The sequence below is a fragment of the Bradyrhizobium sp. PRIMUS42 genome (assembly GCF_023006515.1).
In the GTDB taxonomy this organism is placed as follows: Bacteria; Pseudomonadota; Alphaproteobacteria; order Rhizobiales; family Xanthobacteraceae; genus Bradyrhizobium.
The window spans coordinates 1-1547 of sequence record NZ_JALBGZ010001068.1 but is presented as its reverse complement, the minus strand read 5'-3'; the positions used below and the strand labels follow the sequence as shown (position 1 = coordinate 1547).

Genomic DNA, 1547 nt, shown 5'->3' with positions numbered 1-1547 from the left:
AGGAAGGCGAGAAGCTCCGCATCCTGATGGCGCCCGCGAGCCCCGGCGCCCGCCTCCAGCCCTACCGTGTCGTCGTCGCCAACGAGACCATGGTCGAGGCGATCGCGGCGCTGTCCGATCTCGGCAAATACGTCGCGGTCGACGTCTCCAGCATGAACACCGTCGCGGACGCTGCGGCCAACGCCAACAGCGACGACGATGACGACGATGACGGCTCCGGCGTGCGGCTGTACCAGAGCATCTACGAGACCGCGATGCGCAACAAGGTGCCGATGCCGGTCATCGAGGACATGATCAAGATCTACTCCTACGACGTCGATTTCCAGCGCAAGGTGCAGCCGGGCGATTCCTTCGACGTGTTCTACGCCGGCGAAGACGAGGGCGTGACCTCGAGCGAAAAGAACGACGTGCTGTTCGCCTCCCTGACCGTCGGCGGCGAGACCAAGAAATACTACCGCTACCAGAGCCCCGACGACGGCGTGGTCGACTACTACGACGAGACCGGCAAGAGCGCGAAGAAGTTCCTGGTCAGGAAGCCGGTCAACAACGCCATCATGCGCTCCGGCTTCGGCGGCCGCCGCCACCCGATCCTCGGCTATGTGAAGATGCACACCGGCGTCGACTGGGCCACCTCCTACGGCACGCCGATCTTCGCCTCCGGCAACGGCCTGATCGAGAAGGCCGGCCCCGAGGGCGGCTACGGCAAATACATCCGCATCAAGCATTCCAACGGCTACGAGACCGCCTACGGTCACATGTCGGCCTTCGCCAAGGGCATGGAGGCGGGCAAGAAAGTGCGTCAGGGCCAGGTGATCGGCTTCGTCGGCTCGACGGGCCAGTCGACCGGCCCCCATGTCCACTACGAAATCCTGGTCAACGGCCGGTTCGTCGACCCGATGCGCGTGAAGCTGCCGCGCGGCCGTTCGCTCGAAGGCCCGATGCTCGCAGGCTTCGAGAAGGAGCGCGACCGGCTCGAGGGCATGATGAGCGGCCGCGGCGGCGCCATCGCCCGGATGTCGGATGCGACCGGCGGCCCGCTGCAGGTCACCAACCGGTAAGTCGCCAACCGGCAATCGGCCGACATCGGCCTGACATCTCCAAACACGATCCGAATTTCAACGTTATCGAGCAAGGCCGTTTTGCGCCGTCACTCACAACGTCAAGTTTTGTTTGCCAAAGCCGCGTGAGGGGCGAATACTTTCCAAAAAACGGGAGGTCTCGCCATGAAGAACAGGCTCGCCTGCGCAGCCTTCGCTGCGCTTTTGGCCCCAACGAGCGCATCGGCCGACGGCTGGGAGGTGACGAAGCTCGTCCCCGGCTCGGCGTTCCATGGCGTGCACGGTCTCGGAATCGACAAGGCCGGCCATCTGTTCGCCGGCAGCGTCGCCGGCGCGGCGCTCTACGAGGTGGACATATCAGGCGGTACCGCCAAGGTTGCAATCCCGGCTCCGATCGGAATGGCCGACGACATCGCATTCGCGCCTGATGGCACCATGGCCTGGACCGGTTTCCTCGCCGGCGATCTCTATTCGCGCAAGGGCGACGGC

General features: G+C 64.7%; 1 protein-coding gene and 1 pseudogene. Both read left to right on the top strand.

Translation table 11 applies throughout. The features are described from left to right. Positions 1-1058, top strand: a 1058-nt coding sequence (locus MOV75_RS37615; RefSeq protein ID WP_247007935.1) for a M23 family metallopeptidase, incomplete at its 5' end; no start/stop codon positions are given. Between the two features lie 165 nt (positions 1059-1223). Further along, positions 1224-1547: pseudogene (locus MOV75_RS37610) on the top strand (hypothetical protein); the annotation flags it as partial.